The sequence below is a fragment of the Salinithrix halophila genome, from assembly GCF_042650125.1.
Taxonomy (GTDB): domain Bacteria; phylum Bacillota; class Bacilli; order Thermoactinomycetales; family DSM-45169; genus Salinithrix; species Salinithrix halophila.
Genome location: NZ_JBHSAP010000018.1, coordinates 226,949 through 240,937 on the forward strand (window position 1 = coordinate 226,949; position 13,989 = coordinate 240,937).

The 13,989-nt window shown below is 52.3% G+C and carries 11 protein-coding genes and 1 riboswitch; of the genes, 6 read left to right on the forward strand and 5 right to left on the reverse strand.

Going from position 1 to position 13,989, the window contains the following annotated elements; all coding sequences use genetic code 11:
* Positions 1-164 precede the first annotated feature (164 nt).
* The 6 genes from asnS to ACFOUO_RS14100 all read left to right on the forward strand — a co-directional run bounded on the left by asnS (position 165) and on the right by ACFOUO_RS14100 (position 7,960).
* Entirely contained in the window at positions 165-1,454 is a 1,290-nt protein-coding gene (asnS, locus tag ACFOUO_RS14075) for an asparagine--tRNA ligase (RefSeq protein WP_380705781.1), read from the forward strand.
* 140 nt (positions 1,455-1,594) lie between these two features.
* Positions 1,595-2,326, forward strand: coding sequence for a DnaD domain protein (locus tag ACFOUO_RS14080; RefSeq protein WP_380705782.1), 732 nt, complete (start codon positions 1,595-1,597; stop codon positions 2,324-2,326).
* Positions 2,327-2,423: 97 nt separating this feature from the next.
* On the forward strand, positions 2,424-4,643 hold the full coding sequence (locus tag ACFOUO_RS14085; RefSeq protein WP_380705783.1) for a YheC/YheD family protein: 2,220 nt from the start codon (positions 2,424-2,426) through the stop codon (positions 4,641-4,643).
* A gap of 172 nt (positions 4,644-4,815) precedes the next feature.
* Complete coding sequence (locus tag ACFOUO_RS14090; protein ID WP_380705784.1) at positions 4,816-6,111, forward strand: ammonium transporter; 1,296 nt, start codon at positions 4,816-4,818, stop codon at positions 6,109-6,111.
* A gap of 25 nt (positions 6,112-6,136) precedes the next feature.
* Positions 6,137-7,222: a DUF294 nucleotidyltransferase-like domain-containing protein gene (locus ACFOUO_RS14095; protein ID WP_380705785.1), complete on the forward strand. Its 1,086-nt coding sequence runs from the start codon at positions 6,137-6,139 to the stop codon at positions 7,220-7,222.
* 27 nt (positions 7,223-7,249) lie between these two features.
* Entirely contained in the window at positions 7,250-7,960 is a 711-nt protein-coding gene (locus ACFOUO_RS14100) for an exonuclease domain-containing protein (protein ID WP_380705786.1), read from the forward strand.
* A 40-nt stretch (positions 7,961-8,000) separates the two neighbouring features.
* On the opposite strand, the gene ACFOUO_RS14105 is transcribed toward ACFOUO_RS14100, so the two are convergent.
* The 5 genes from ACFOUO_RS14105 to ACFOUO_RS14125 all read right to left on the reverse strand — a co-directional run bounded on the left by ACFOUO_RS14105 (position 8,001) and on the right by ACFOUO_RS14125 (position 13,921).
* On the reverse strand, positions 8,001-8,963 hold the full coding sequence (locus ACFOUO_RS14105; protein WP_380705787.1) for an NAD-dependent epimerase/dehydratase family protein: 963 nt from the start codon (positions 8,961-8,963) through the stop codon (positions 8,001-8,003).
* A gap of 79 nt (positions 8,964-9,042) precedes the next feature.
* Positions 9,043-10,032, reverse strand: a complete 990-nt coding sequence (locus tag ACFOUO_RS14110; RefSeq protein ID WP_380705788.1) for an SDR family NAD(P)-dependent oxidoreductase — start codon at positions 10,030-10,032, stop codon at positions 9,043-9,045.
* A gap of 185 nt (positions 10,033-10,217) precedes the next feature.
* Positions 10,218-10,874, reverse strand: a complete 657-nt coding sequence (gene thiE / locus ACFOUO_RS14115; protein ID WP_380705789.1) for a thiamine phosphate synthase — start codon at positions 10,872-10,874, stop codon at positions 10,218-10,220.
* Positions 10,867-11,670 carry a bifunctional hydroxymethylpyrimidine kinase/phosphomethylpyrimidine kinase gene (thiD, locus tag ACFOUO_RS14120; RefSeq protein WP_380705790.1) on the reverse strand — a complete coding sequence of 268 codons (804 nt, stop codon included), beginning with the start codon at positions 11,668-11,670 and terminating at the stop codon, positions 10,867-10,869. Before thiD ends, thiE begins: the two co-directional genes overlap by 8 nt.
* 106 nt (positions 11,671-11,776) lie before the next feature.
* Positions 11,777-11,875: riboswitch (TPP riboswitch) on the reverse strand.
* 84 nt (positions 11,876-11,959) lie between these two features.
* Entirely contained in the window at positions 11,960-13,921 is a 1,962-nt protein-coding gene (locus tag ACFOUO_RS14125; RefSeq protein ID WP_380705791.1) for a glycosyltransferase, read from the reverse strand.
* Positions 13,922-13,989: the final 68 nt, after the last annotated feature.

Consider the following 13,989-nt stretch of genomic DNA (forward strand, 5'->3'; position numbering starts at 1 on the left):
TACCCACCTTTAGTTGTTGGCTAAATCTATTTTCATTATAGCGGGATTCTCATCCCGCTGTCTCGTTATAATTAGACGGAGAGAGTTTGTTCGTGCGTTGACTCGCCTTTTACGCCGGGATATAATGGACGGGTCTACAAACGGGTATGGAGGGAGGAATGATCATGCTAACCAGTATTAAACAGGTTTCCAGCCATGTCGGTGAGTCGGTGAAGCTGGGCGCATGGCTTTATAATAAACGTTCCAGCGGTAAAATCCAGTTCCTTCAACTGCGGGATGGGACGGGTTACATACAGGGGGTGCTCCTGAAGAAACAGGTTTCCCCCGAGGTTTGGGAGCAGGCATCAAAGCTGACTCAGGAAAGTTCCCTCTACGTGGAGGGGACGATCCGGGCCGATGACCGCGCTCCTAGTGGGTATGAGATGGACGTGACGGGGCTCGAAGTGATCCAGCAGGCGGATGAGTACCCGATTTCTCTGAAAGAGCACGGGGTAGAGTTTTTGATGGATCACCGCCATTTATGGATTCGGTCCCGCCGACAGTCGGCGATTCTCCGGGTTCGTGCGGCCATCATTCATGCTGTTCAGGACTGGTTGAACAAAGCCGGGTTTACTCAGGTGGATCCGCCGGTCTTAACTCCTTCTTCCTGTGAAGGGACGACCAATCTTTTTCACACCAAATACTTCGACGAAGACGCTTATCTCACGCAGAGCGGTCAGCTCTATATGGAAGCAGCGGCACTGGCTCTGGGTAGGGCCTACTCCTTCGGTCCCACCTTTCGGGCGGAAAAATCGAAGACCCGCCGGCATTTAATCGAGTTCTGGATGATCGAGCCGGAAATGGCCTTCGTCAACCACGAAGAAAGCCTCCGCATTCAGGAAGAAATGCTGTCCCATGTGGTGCAACATGTTCTTGCTGAATGCCGCAGCGAATTAGAGGTACTGGAGCGTGACATCTCCTTCCTGGAAAAAGTGAAGGCCCCCTTCCCCCGAATTTCCTACGACGAGGCTGTAGAATTGCTGAATCGGGAGGGAATGGCATTCACTTGGGGGGACGATTTTGGCGCCCCTCATGAAACGAAGATCGCTGAAAGCTTTGATCGTCCGGTCTTTATCACGAATTACCCGACTGAGATTAAAGCATTCTATATGAAGCCGGACCCGGAACGGCCGGAAGTTGCCCTCTGTGCGGACCTGATTGCACCGGAAGGTTATGGGGAAATCATCGGTGGCAGTCAGCGGATTGATGATCCGGCCCTCCTGGAACAGCGTTTTGAGGAACACCAGCTTCCCAAAGAGGATTACGCTTGGTATCTCGATCTCCGCAAATACGGTACGGTCCCTCATTCAGGTTTTGGCCTGGGATTGGAACGGACGGTTGCCTGGATTTGCGGGCTGGATCACGTGCGGGAGACGATCCCCTTTCCCAGAATGCTCAATCGCCTTTATCCGTAACAAAACCGATGAGCGTTCCCTGGACAGCGTCCCGAAACAAAGAGAGCATCGGCTATGGCTGGTGCTCTCTTTATTCAGGTATTTCAAGTCTATTTTTTGCGGCGGGTGGTTGATATAGTAGGAGCGAGAGGTGGATGGATATGGATCGAAAAATGTCGCCGCACGCTGCTTTGGTTCATGGGCTGAGCCAAGGATCTTCGGCTTTTCCGGTCATGCTGTTCACAGAGTACAACCGGTTGGGCCTAACGGAGGGGCAGGTGATGCTTCTCCTTCATATTATCGTGTTTCAGGAGAAGGAGGGGACGCCGTTTCCGACGGTCAGCCAGCTGGAAGAACGGATGAGCGTGTCAGCGGATCAGATCGTCCGCTGGTTGCAGACGCTGGTGCGGGGCGGATTTCTTGAGATTGAGGAATCCGTGGATGAGGATGGCTTACGCAGCGAGCGTTATTCCATCTCACCGCTGTTGCAACAGTTGGCAGCCTCCTGTCTGGATAGGCACGGAGCCAAGCCTGACGAGGGAGCCAAAGCCACCTATGACAACCTGTTCCAGTTATTTGAGCGGGAATTTGGCCGCCCCTTATCCCCAATGGATTGTGAGACGCTTTCCCAATGGGTGGACGTCGATGGCCACAAAGAAGAGTTGATCGTGGCCGCTCTTCGGGAAGCGGTTTTTGTGGGGAAGCCGAGTTTTCGTTACATCGATCGGATTTTGTTGGAGTGGCAGCGTAACCAGGTGCGTACCCCGGAAGAAGCGGTGGAATTCTCCCGCCGTTTCCGACAGAAGGGTGTTCTGTATCAATCTGGTGAAGAGCAGAAAGACCGAGATACGGATTCCTTTTCCTTTTATAATTGGGTCAATCAGGGCGGGTGACGGAAGCTATGCTTCCGTCTATTTTTTTGGCTGGGTGGTTAAGTGTTTATTTCGCTGGTTTGGCATCGACATATATTGATACGGACAGGAGGGGGGGATGGGAGTGGCATATGAGGTGGGGATTTTGATCAGCCGGCACATTTTTCGTGATTGCCTGAAGGCGTGCTCTCCTTATGAATCATTTGCGTTGTACGATGATTACGGTCAAAAGGAAGGGTTTCATCCTGTTTTCTTTACCTTGGATGATATCTCTTACAGCGATCTCACGGTTCACGGATATGTACGAAACGCCGACGGCGGATTTGAACGGAAACGGCTTCCCCTTCCGTGTCTCATCCATAACCGTATCAAGCCGATGCTGCGGGACAGTCCTGAACTGTCTCGTCTTCGTCGCTTGGAAGAAACGACGCTTTTCAACACGGATAACCGTCTGGATAAATGGACCGTTTACCGGATTCTTGCCCGGGAACCGGCATTAAGTTCTTACCTTCCTGAGACGAAGAAGGCCTCCTATGATGCACTGACCAATTTGTTCAGCCGCCATTCCATTCTTTATTTGAAACCCAGTGACAAAAGTTTGGCAATGGGGATCTACCGGCTGAACCGGGAAGGCGATGGAAAACGAGTTCAAGTGTCTTCCCCGTATAAGCGAAAGGTGAAGTGGGTTCCGGTCGATCGGTCGCTCCATCAATTGATAGGGAAACAATCAAGGCAAAACTATCTCCTTCAACAGGGAGTGGATCTGATTCGGCTGCAAGAAGGGCCTGTCGATATCCGAGTGTCTGTCCAGCGAGGAAAATCCGGCACCTGGGAAGTATCCGGCATTGTGGCCCGCGTGGGCCCCTCGGGAGGCGTAGCCACGAATGTCGCTGTAGGCGGGCGGGCACGGATGTTAAAGCCCTTGCTTCAAGAATTGGGCATGGCCGATTCGGAAAAAATTCTTCATGAGATCGAGCGGGTGTCGGTGAAGACTGCGGAAGTATTATCCGGCTATTCTCAGGGGTTGGCGGATTTAGGACTGGATGTGGGGTTAGATACCGCTGGCCGGGTCTGGATTATCGAGGTGAACGGTCGGGATTTGCGGATCACCTTCCGGCAGGCGGAGGATTGGCGGTCGTGGGAGCTCACCTTTGGTCGCCCGATGGAGTATGCCGCTTTTCTCCTTCGAAATCGAGAAACGGTAGGCCCCCGAATCGCTTTCCTAACGCCAGGGACTCTTCCTCTTTCGGGGCGGGAGAGTGGCTCGGTGGAAACGGCAGTTCGGGAAACTTCAAGCCGACTGGGGAAAAGCAACCTGGTGTATGTAATCGGAAAGGGGGTGGGGAGTCTCCCTTCCATTCGCTCCATCGAAATTCCTACAAACGACCGCAAAGGATACTGGAATCTAGCTATGGGCCATTTGCGGCGCCTTTGTCCGGATATCATTCATGTGGAGAACCGCCCTGCTGTTGTCGAGAGGGTGCGGAAAGTTTGTCCCGATGCCAAACTGCTTTTATACGCTCATTCAGATCGTTTTTTTCAACCACCTTCGATTCGGACGGAAGAGTTGGAGAAGACCTTCCAGTTGTGTGATGCGGTTCTTACTAACAGTGTGTTTTTGAAGGAGCGATTGATGAGTTGGGCCCCTCTGGCTTCAAATATAGAAGTACTTCCTTTGGGGGTGGATCCAGACTGGATTCCTGGACCGGAGGATTCCTTGGCACAGGAGTGGAGGAAGCAAGAGAGGGAGCGATTGCAGGTGTCGGGGAAAAAAGTTCTTCTTTTCCTCGGGCGTTTTCTTCCTCAAAAAGGTCTCCATCATCTAATTGAAGCTTACCGGACAATCCGTGGACATCATCCGGATGCACATCTCCTAATTGCTGGCGGGAGCCATTACGGAAAAAATCTACCTACCCCTTATGTGCGTCGCATACGGAAAGAGGCTCAAGGCCTTGGAGAAGGGATTACCTGGCTTCCTTATGTTCGCCATGACCATGTGCCGACGCTCCTTGCCGCTGCTGATCTCCTGGTTACACCTTCCATGGGAAGCGAAGCCTTTGGCCTTGTTAATTTGGAGGGGATGGCAGCAGGCCTTCCCATCGTTTCCACATGTGCCGGAGGCATCCCAGAGGTGGTGGAAGACGGGATAACAGGTGTGTTAGTTCCTGGAAAAAATCCTGTAAATGAGTTAGCAGATGCTTGCATTTCACTTCTGGAGAATCCGGATCGGATGCGAGAACTAGGTAACCATGGGAGGAAACGAGTGGAAGAGCATTTCACCTGGAATCTGGCGGTCAAACGGTGGCAGGACTTGTATACTCGCCTGGGAATCAAATGACGAACAGCGTCAAAAACGGGGCCCGCGTTTGCGGGACCCCGTTTTTGCGTGATGTATGAAAATGTATGTGAATAAACTTGACATAACTATTGTCTGACAGCGGTGAATGTGGTATTATCAATATCAACAAATGTTAGGAATCATAACATAACATAATGGGGAGAGGGTTTTGTTGGAGAAAGTTACGCTATCCATTGATTCGGTCTGGGTGATGCTTTGCGCGATCCTTGTCATCTTTATGCAAGCTGGTTTCGCTCTGTTGGAGGCCGGCTCCACCCGGATGAAAAATGCTGGTCATGTCGCCGGTAAGCAGATGCTGAGCTTTTCCATTTGTGCGCTGGCGTTCTGGGCTGTTGGTTACGGTGTTACCTTCGGGGAAGGAAACCAATGGGTAGGATTTTCCGGCTGGTTCCTTGATATGCCGACGGAAAAGGGAGCCATCCCTCTGGAGATCTCCTTCCTCTTTCAACTCTCATTCGTTGCCGTTTCTCTGGCGATTGCCTGGGGAGGCTTTGCGGAACGGGCAAAGCTGGGGGTTTATGTCCTCTTTGGCATCCTCTACACGGCTGTGATTTACCCGGTGGTCGGACACTGGATCTGGGGCGGCGGTTGGTTGCATGAACTGGGGAAGCAGGATTTCGCCGGCTCGACGGTGGTTCACCTCCAAGGTGGGATCGCTGCACTGGTGGCCACGCTTCTTCTCGGACCCCGGATCGGCAAGTTCAACGCCAATGGGACGCCCAATGTTATTCCGGGGCATAACCAAGTGTTTACGGTATTGGGGACCTTGATTATCTGGCTCGGTTGGTTCGGTTTTAACCCGGGTAGTACACTGACCGCCCAAGACGGATTTTTCGGATTTGTCGCGCTGACTACCAATTTAGCCGCAGCGGCAGGTGCGGTTGCCGCTTTGGTGACGGCCCGGCTGGTCGTGGGGAAAGCGGATATCCCGATGATGTTGAACGGGGTTCTTGCCGGGTTAGTGGCCATCACAGCTGCCTGTGCCTTTGTTGAACCCTGGGCGGCAGTGGCTGTTGGAGCGATTGCCGGATCCCTGACGGTATTTACGGCCCTATACTTTGAGCGAAAAGGGATCGATGATCCTATCTATGCTTTCTCCGTTCACGGCATTGCGGGCATCTGGGGCACCTTATCTACAGGCTTCTTTGCTTCTCCGCGTCTGGTGGAACTGACGGGTGTCGGAAAAGCGGGTCTCATCTACGGAGGCGGCTTTACCCAATTGGGAGTTCAGACGCTTGGGGTTGTCGCATCGGGTCTGTATGTGGCGGTTGTATCCTTTGTCATCCTGTGGGCGCTGAAAAAACTAATGGGCCTCCGGGTATCGGAAGAGGACGAAGTGATGGGTCTCGATCTTTCTGAACATGGCTCTTACGGTTATCCGGAACAGCTACCGGTACCGGAAAAGAAAGGGACCCACTTTGCCGAAACCGGCGAAGAAGCAAGCTGATCCCGGAAAGCGGGTGGACAACATGATGTTTTCACGGAAGGAGTGGATTCGTTCCCTGATTCGGACCGTGGATAAAGCGGCGGAAATGGGGGAACTCCGCGAGATCCACCGGGAGCTCCCGGTACAGGCGGAAGCGATGATCTGTGAAGGGGTTTCTCCTGCCGAGATCACCCGTTGTGTGAGTGGGTGGCATGACAGCATCATCCGCCGGGTTCTGCAATTGGCGGAACATCGGGTGCGCGGGGAAGGGGCTAAGCCTCTTCCCCGTTATTGCTGGTTGGTTTTGGGCAGCAGTGGGAGGGAGGAGGCTACCTTCTGGACGGATCAGGATAATGCCCTCCTGTACGAGGCAGGAGAGCTTTCAGCGATGGAAGCGGAGCAGGTAGCTGCCAGGTTGGCGGAGTTGGCGGTGAAAGGGTTGGAGGAAGCGGGCTATCCCCTTTGTGAAGGGAACGTCATGGCCACCAATCCTCGCTGGCGCGGTACTTTAGCGGAATGGGAAGAACGACTCAACACCTGGGTTTCAGATCCGGGATTGGACCATGCGCGCTATACGATTATCGCTTCCGATGCCCGTCCTGTCTGCGGGGAGGAGCAACTATACCACCGATGGCGAGCCCGATTCCAGTCACTGTTGCAAGAAAATCCGGCTGTGTTGGTGAAAGAAGCCCAGCGGCCCAGTCATAGGCGCGTACCTCTTGGTCCCTTTAGCCGTTTGTACCCGGAACTCCATGGGAATCATGCGGGAGAAGTGGACATCAAAGAGGGAGGGTATCTGCAATTAGTGGAAGCTGTTCGTCTTTGGTCTCTGCGGTACCAAGGGAAGAAATCCTCTACTCGAGATAGAATGGATGAAATTTCTCCCATCCTTGGTTGGTCGGAACGGAAGGTAAAGGAGGTCGGTACTGCACTGGATACGTTTTTGCGGCTGCGTTTGTTTATTCACTCACGGCTGGAGAACGGGATGGATCGGGATGCCGATAACCATATCGATCCGAAAAGCCTGGGGAGAGAGGAATTGCATCTGTTGAAACGGGCCATGCGTACTGCCGCTTCGTTACGAAAAGAAGTGAACAGGCACGGCGGGGAATGGGACGGGATAGGCGGTTGAGGCTACGGGAGAAGGGTGGGGAGGACCATGGATTTATTTGAATGGATCCGCAAGCGGGGAACATCCATTTCTGGAATCGGGGGAGAAAGGGATTTCCGTCGGGAAGCCTTTATTCGTTCCATGATACGGGATGCAAAAAACAGGGTTCATCTCGGTTCTCCCTTGTTAGAAATACCCTATGTCATTTTCGATCTCGAAACGACGGGCTTCCGCCCCTATCACGGAGATGAGATCCTCTCCATTGGGGCCGTTCGGATGGATGGCGGAAAAGTGCTGGAAGAACCGCCTTTCCATACCTATGTCCGGACGGATAAACCCGTACCGGAAGAGATCACCCGCCTCACCGGCATTACTCCTGAGGATGTGAAAGGGGCTCCTTTCCTGCAGGAAGCGCTGGCCGAATGGCTCCGATTTATCGAGCGCCGGACGCTGGTCGCTTACGGAGCGGGCCATGATACGGCTTTCATTCAAGCCGGCCTCAAAAAAAGCGGGGCTCCTAAGTTGACCCACCGGGTGATCGACGGCTGGCAGATCATTCGTTTTTTGCATCGGGAATGGCCGGATCATTCTCTGGATACTGCTCTTGATCGCTATGGGATCCCGATATGCGGACGCCATACCGCTGATGGGGATTCGATCATGACCGCCGTTCTGTGGGGGAAAATTCTCCAAACTTGCCGGGAACGACAGATCCGCACCCTGGAAGACCTGTATAGCCGTCTCAGCCAAACACGCTGAAAACAAACCGCACCCGTTACGGGTGCGGTTTGAGCTTACTTTAAAGGGTATTCCTGTATTCTTCCAGTAAATCGGTTACAGAACGAATGAGGGGAATCGATGGGGTCCAGCCGGTAAGTTGGTTTAACCGTTGATTACTGCCTCGGATCGATGGCGGATCCTTCTCTCGGATTTTCGTTGGATCTGTCTCTATTCGGAAAGGAGTTCGGCTATGTTTTTGGAATAAAGAAAGGATGTCCTCCAACTGAGTTGCTCTGCCGCTGCAGACGTTAACCAGGGTTCCGGGGGGCACATTTTTTGCCTGGAGTAGCTGCCAATATGCGCGGACAGCGTCTCGGACATCCAAAAAATCTCTTGCCACATTTATATTTCCGGCTCGCAGAACAGGGGGCCGCACATTTTTTTCGATTTCCACTGTCTGCTTAGCCCACTCAGCACTAAGCCCGCGGTCGGTTCCGGGTCCGACCAAGTTGAACGTCCGGGCAATCATAGTTGGAAGGTCATAGAGTTGAGCATAACGTTGGGCAATTAAGGTTTGGAGGTGTTTGCTCCATCCATATAGATTAAAAGGAGCAACGGGGTGATCTTCAGCTAGAGGTTGGTCCCCCGATTCCGCTGAGATGGCGTATTCATGGGCAGAGCCGATAATCAGGATTCCTTTCAGACGAGTGGGGGTGTGAGCACGAAGGGCGTCCAATAGGTTCAGGGTCCCGAACACATTGGTTTTTATTGTTGAAAGAGATTGTTCTCCGGGTGGGAGAACCCGATTTTCTGCAGCTAAATGAATCACGTAATCGTAATTAGAATCGCGAATCAGGCGTACCGTTTCGTCATAATCGAGAAGGTTACAGGAGAGGTAAGAAAGGTCGGGGAGAGAATAGGGAGGGTTTTTTTTTCTGCCTGTACCTGTTATCAACACACCGTCTGAGATTAAATGGCGGACAAAGTGTTTACCGACAAACCCATTGATCCCTGTGATGCAGACTCGTAAGCGGTCGCTCATAATTTTCCTCCAGGAGACTGCAAGCCGGGATTCAATGGATCAGCCTGGAGGAAGTAGCGATCCATCTTTATCCTTCTTGTCATAGGACATATTCCTCTGGTCGGTAGAGATGAGGATGGTTTTTGATCCAGTCGATGGTGCGTTTCAATCCTTCATCCCAGGATACCGACGGTTTCCACTCCATAACACGAGCCGCTTTGGTGCTGTCCGATACCAAGCGGTCTACTTCACTCTTGTCAGGTCGTTGCCGGTCGGTATCGACACGGACGGGGATATCCCGGCCTACAATTCTCCGTACTTTTTCCACGATTCCCCCGATGGAAATCTCCGTGCCGGAGCCCACGTTGATCGTTTCGCCTACTCCTTTTCCAGAGTCAGCAGCTCGGATGAAGGCACGGGCTGTATCCTCGACAAAAGTGAAATCTCGAGTCGGGGAAAGGTTCCCCAAACGAATTTCATCTTGATAGAGTGCTTGGTTGATAATCGTCGGGATCACCGCCCGCATGGATTGCCGGGGACCATAAGCGTTGAAGGGGCGAAGGGTAATTGCAGGCATGCCATAAGAACAATGAAAGCTTTCTATAATCTTGTCTGCCCCGATTTTACTAGCGGAATAGGGGGATTGGCCCTGGAGGGGGTGGGACTCATCCATCGGGATAACTTGCGCTGTTCCGTAGGTTTCGCTGGTGGATGTATGGATCAGGAGCGGAACATCCCATTGTAAAACGGCTTGGGCGATGTGGGTCGTTCCGAGGACGTTCGTCTGAATCACTTCCATCGGGTTTTTATACGAGTAAGGAATAGCAATGAGAGCCCCTAGGTGAAAGACGACATCAACTCCTTTGACTGCGTGGGATACGGCGGCAGGATCTCGGAGATCCCCGGTAATAATAGTGATTTCTCTCTGTTTTTCCTTGGGAAGCGTATCAATAAATCCGCGGGTATTCATCGAGTTATATCGGATGAATACCCGAACCTCGGCTCCCTCGTCCAGGAGTTTTTCAGTTAAATGGCTGCCGATAAAGCCGCTGCCCCCAGTTACCAGAACCGTCCGTCCTTTTAATGGCAATGGTTTTCACCCCTATATCAATGATGTACTCATACTATATCCCCTTTACAAAAAATTGCTTTAGATGGATACCCTGTATGTGTGAAAATGGTTATCTGTAGTAGATTTTAAACTATAAACGAGTTTGCAACCCAGACTTCTTCCCATAAAAAAATAACCTGTCTCTAAAGACAGGCTGTTATCAATCATCGGAGCTGTGACGAAAGGCGAACCAGCCGGTCCACCCTGGAGCGGAGAGAGGCGGCGGTTTGTTGGGGGTTCGGTGCGGAAAGGATCCCGGAAACGACTGCAATTCCATCGCTGATCAGGGGTTCAGCTTCAGAAAGATTGTTTTCGTTGATACCACCTATGAGGACAATGGGGAGAGAGGCGGCATGTCGGATGCTTCGGACGGTCTCCGGGGCGACCCGTTCAGCATCGGGTTTGGAGGCTGTGGGAAAAACGGAGCCGACGCCAAGGTAGGCAGCGCCTTCGGCTTCCGCTCGTTGGGCCTCTTCGACGGTTTTGGCGGACACGCCGATGGGCATGTCTGGTCCCGTTATGCGGCGAGCCTCTGGAAGGGGAAGGTCCGACTGGCCGATATGGAGCATATCGGCTCCGCTCAAACGAGCGATATCTGCTCGGTCGTTGACCACGAAGGGGATACCGTATCGATTGCACAGGGCTTTCATTGCCCGTGCTTCCTCCAGGAAACGACGGGAACCGGCGGTTTTGGCACGCAGTTGGACACAGGTGACCCCACCGCGGAGGGCGGCTTCTGTGCGCTCGAGGAGATTCTCCTTTTCATCAGTAACAAGGTAGAGGGAGAGACTGTTGCGAACCATCCGGCTCCAATCAGTCACAGCGGGTTCCTCCCTCAGAAAGCGTGTGCCAGGTGTAAAAGTGGTGAATCGGGCTATGACCTCCCCCGATAGGAAAGGCATGTTGAATCGCTTCGGAAACATACCGTTTCGCATGGTCAACGGCATCCTCCACAGCATGTCCCTGAGCGATCAATGCGGTGATCGCGGAAGAGAGACTGCATCCGGTGCCGTGGGTATGACGGGTTTCAATCCTTTTCCCAGGATAAGTGCGACCAGTGGACAGGACATCAAGGGGTTCACCTGACAGGTGTCCCCCCTTGACCAGCACTTCCGTTCCAAACCGATCAGCCAATATGCGGGCCGCCTCTTCCATTTCCTCGATGCTAGTGATAGAAGTCCCTAAGAGGACTTCCGCTTCCGGGATATTGGGGGTGATCAGTGTGCCAAGGGGAAGAAGTTGGGTAACGAGGGCATCAACTGCCTCCCCGGCGAGAAGGCGATCCCCGGATTTGGCAACCATCACCGGGTCGATGACGATGGGTTGCGGTCGAAAACGGGCGAGGTTGTCAGCGATCCGCTCGATAGCGTCCGCATTGCCGACCATTCCGATCTTGACTCCGTCTACCCGGATATCGCCAAATACGGCCTGTATTTGCGCTTCAATGATTTCCGGATCCAATTCTCGGACATCCGTGACCTGTTGCGTGTTTTGTGCGGTGACGGCGGTGATGACGCTCATGCCGTAGGTTCCCAGGGCGGAGAAGACTTTTAGGTCGGCCTGAATGCCAGCACCGCCCCCACTGTCACTGCCTGCGATGGTCAGGAGGTGTTTCATCATTTTCGCTCCTTCATGTGAAAGCCCGCTTCCCTGATCGGTGACGGCAGGAGCGCCTTCCTTTGCTAACAAAGACGGTCGCACCATAATGGAGCGACCGTCTTTTCAAGGGGCAGCTCCACTTTCCTACGCTGGTCTCAACCAGATCAGGTTCAAAGGGTCCGGGTTGCCCCGTCTCAATCTTTCGATTCCCCCAGTGGACTTTCAAGGATTCAATTTTTCAACAACGTATCATACTTTTCCGGATGCGTCAAAAGGGATATCATCTAACCGTCTGCTAACGTTAAGCTTACCAGTTCAGGTTTTTCTCATATCCCAGTTGGACAAGGAGCTCTCCTGCGATTTGTTTAAAAACAGCTTTATGTTGAGCCGTAAATTCTGCTCGCCAACCTCCGATTTTACCCTTTCGGAAAGTCTCGGAAGTTTCCGATTGGATATTCCCGATCATCTTTTGTGCCAATTCTTCCGCTGATAATCTCAACCCTTCTAAATCGCTGCTCAAAAATCGAATAATCTTCATGACAGTTAGCTTCTGGGAAGAGGGTTGAATGAGATCTTCAAATTTGATATGACAAACATCCGGTGCATTCAACCAGTTATATTGCTGGTATGTGTACTGGAAGATATTTGGCCATCGATGGGGTGAAGAGGGAGGCGTCCCTTTGATGATCGTCATCAATCGTTCCTCATGGGTTTTCTGTTGGATCAAATAGGGGTAGAGCGGATGGTGTTGTTTCGGCCCAAAGATCGGGCTTTTTTTCATGGTGAAATGAGCGAGTGATACAGCGACGTCTCGGGGATCTCTGCTGATGAAAATGACTTTGAACCCCAGTTCTTTAAGTACCTGTGAGTAGGAAGGCTTGTATGGGAAATGGCCCATGCCCACTTGGCCGGGGAGGATCTTGTTCAACCCTTCCAAGTTGCTAGGATAGTGCCACGGGGTGTGATGCTGCATCATCCCCGGAATGCCTAGAATAATTTGCAGCATCAGATGGGTTCCGCTCTTCGGGACGGAGTTGATGAATACCTTGGGCAGCGGTTTCAAGAGTTTACCGGGGGTCTGTTTTATAGCGTGGAACAGTTCGGTGGTCCGGTACAGCTTATTCTTGAAGGGTTCATTGGCAGTAAGATGCACCTGATGTCCGACAGAACCATCGGATCTCATAAAGGTGGCGAGAACATTGTCAGAACTCTTCTGTAATTCCGATGCCATATTTTCTAAGAAAAACATCGGCATGAAGCTAGTTGTTCCGTAGACCATGGAGAAAGGGGTGTTGGCGACACGGACGCCTTGAAGCAGGGCCTCCTTTTCATTGGCGGAAGGCATGTTGACAAATGCAATCCTCGGGTCCGAGAGATGTTGGAGGACGGAAGTCGCTTGTGAAGAGGGGGAAAGGTCCATGATCAGCAGTTTGTAGTTGCTATAAAATTGTTCCAACAAGGTTTCCAGTTGGTTGACGGTCTTTTCTGATCCATCCCTGACAGGGAAAATCACCGTTGTTTCGAAGGGAATGCCCCTTCGCTGTCTCGCCTGGTGTTTTGCCAGTTGAAATCCGTAACGCCACCGACGATGTTGGGCTTTTGAGCCACGCAAGGTTTCGGATACACTGCCTGGTGAATTCGCGCGATAATCCATCAGTTCAATGGGGATGTATTCGATGTCGCAGTGTTCGGTTAATCGAAGCCAGTAGTCATAATCCTCCACAGGCTCCATCCGGTATTCACCGGCAGCGAGAGCGACACTTTTTTTGTACATGAAGGAGACACCGACGAAACAGACATTAAGCAGATGTTTTTTGTCTTTCCGTTGCCACCGGCGAAAATCAACCAGGTTGATGTCCCGGATGACCTTTCCTTCTCCGTCGATATGCCGGAAACTGCTGTATACCAGGCCCAACTCCTCCGGACCTCGATGCAGCGTATTTCGTAACGTCTTCAGGAAATCGGGATAATACACGTTGTCGCTGGATACCCAGGTGAGATATTGAATGTGGGGCAGAGCCATCATGGTTTTGAACCCGGTATTAAGGGCTTTTGCGACACCTTGGTTTTTTTGGTGATAGAGGAGAGTTACCCTTGGATCGTCCTTGGTTTCCTCTTTGACGGTTTGTACGGTTTGGGCATCGGCCCCGTCGATCACGATTACAAATGCGAAGTTCCGGTAAGTCTGGCGAAGAACCGAGCGAAGGGCGGGACGGAGATAGGCAGGCTTCTGGTTATATACGGGCATCACGATTCCGACGTCACGCACAGGGACACCTTCCTTTCTAATGATCAGGATGCGATTCCGGGATTACGGCAGCATTCCGCCCCGCAATA

Bases quoted from the DNA above. Each gene is read 5' to 3' on its own strand.
- asnS (WP_380705781.1), top strand. From the start codon at position 165: ATGCTAACCAGTATTAAACAGGTTTCCAGCCATGTCGGTGAGTCGGTG.
- ACFOUO_RS14095 (WP_380705785.1), top strand. From the start codon at position 6,137: ATGTTTTCACGGAAGGAGTGGATTCGTTCCCTGATTCGGACCGTGGAT.
- ACFOUO_RS14085 (WP_380705783.1), top strand. From the start codon at position 2,424: ATGGGAGTGGCATATGAGGTGGGGATTTTGATCAGCCGGCACATTTTT.
- ACFOUO_RS14100 (WP_380705786.1), top strand. From the start codon at position 7,250: ATGGATTTATTTGAATGGATCCGCAAGCGGGGAACATCCATTTCTGGA.
- ACFOUO_RS14105 (WP_380705787.1), bottom strand. From the start codon at position 8,963: ATGAGCGACCGCTTACGAGTCTGCATCACAGGGATCAATGGGTTTGTC.
- thiD (WP_380705790.1), bottom strand. From the start codon at position 11,670: ATGAAACACCTCCTGACCATCGCAGGCAGTGACAGTGGGGGCGGTGCT.
- ACFOUO_RS14080 (WP_380705782.1), top strand. From the start codon at position 1,595: ATGGATCGAAAAATGTCGCCGCACGCTGCTTTGGTTCATGGGCTGAGC.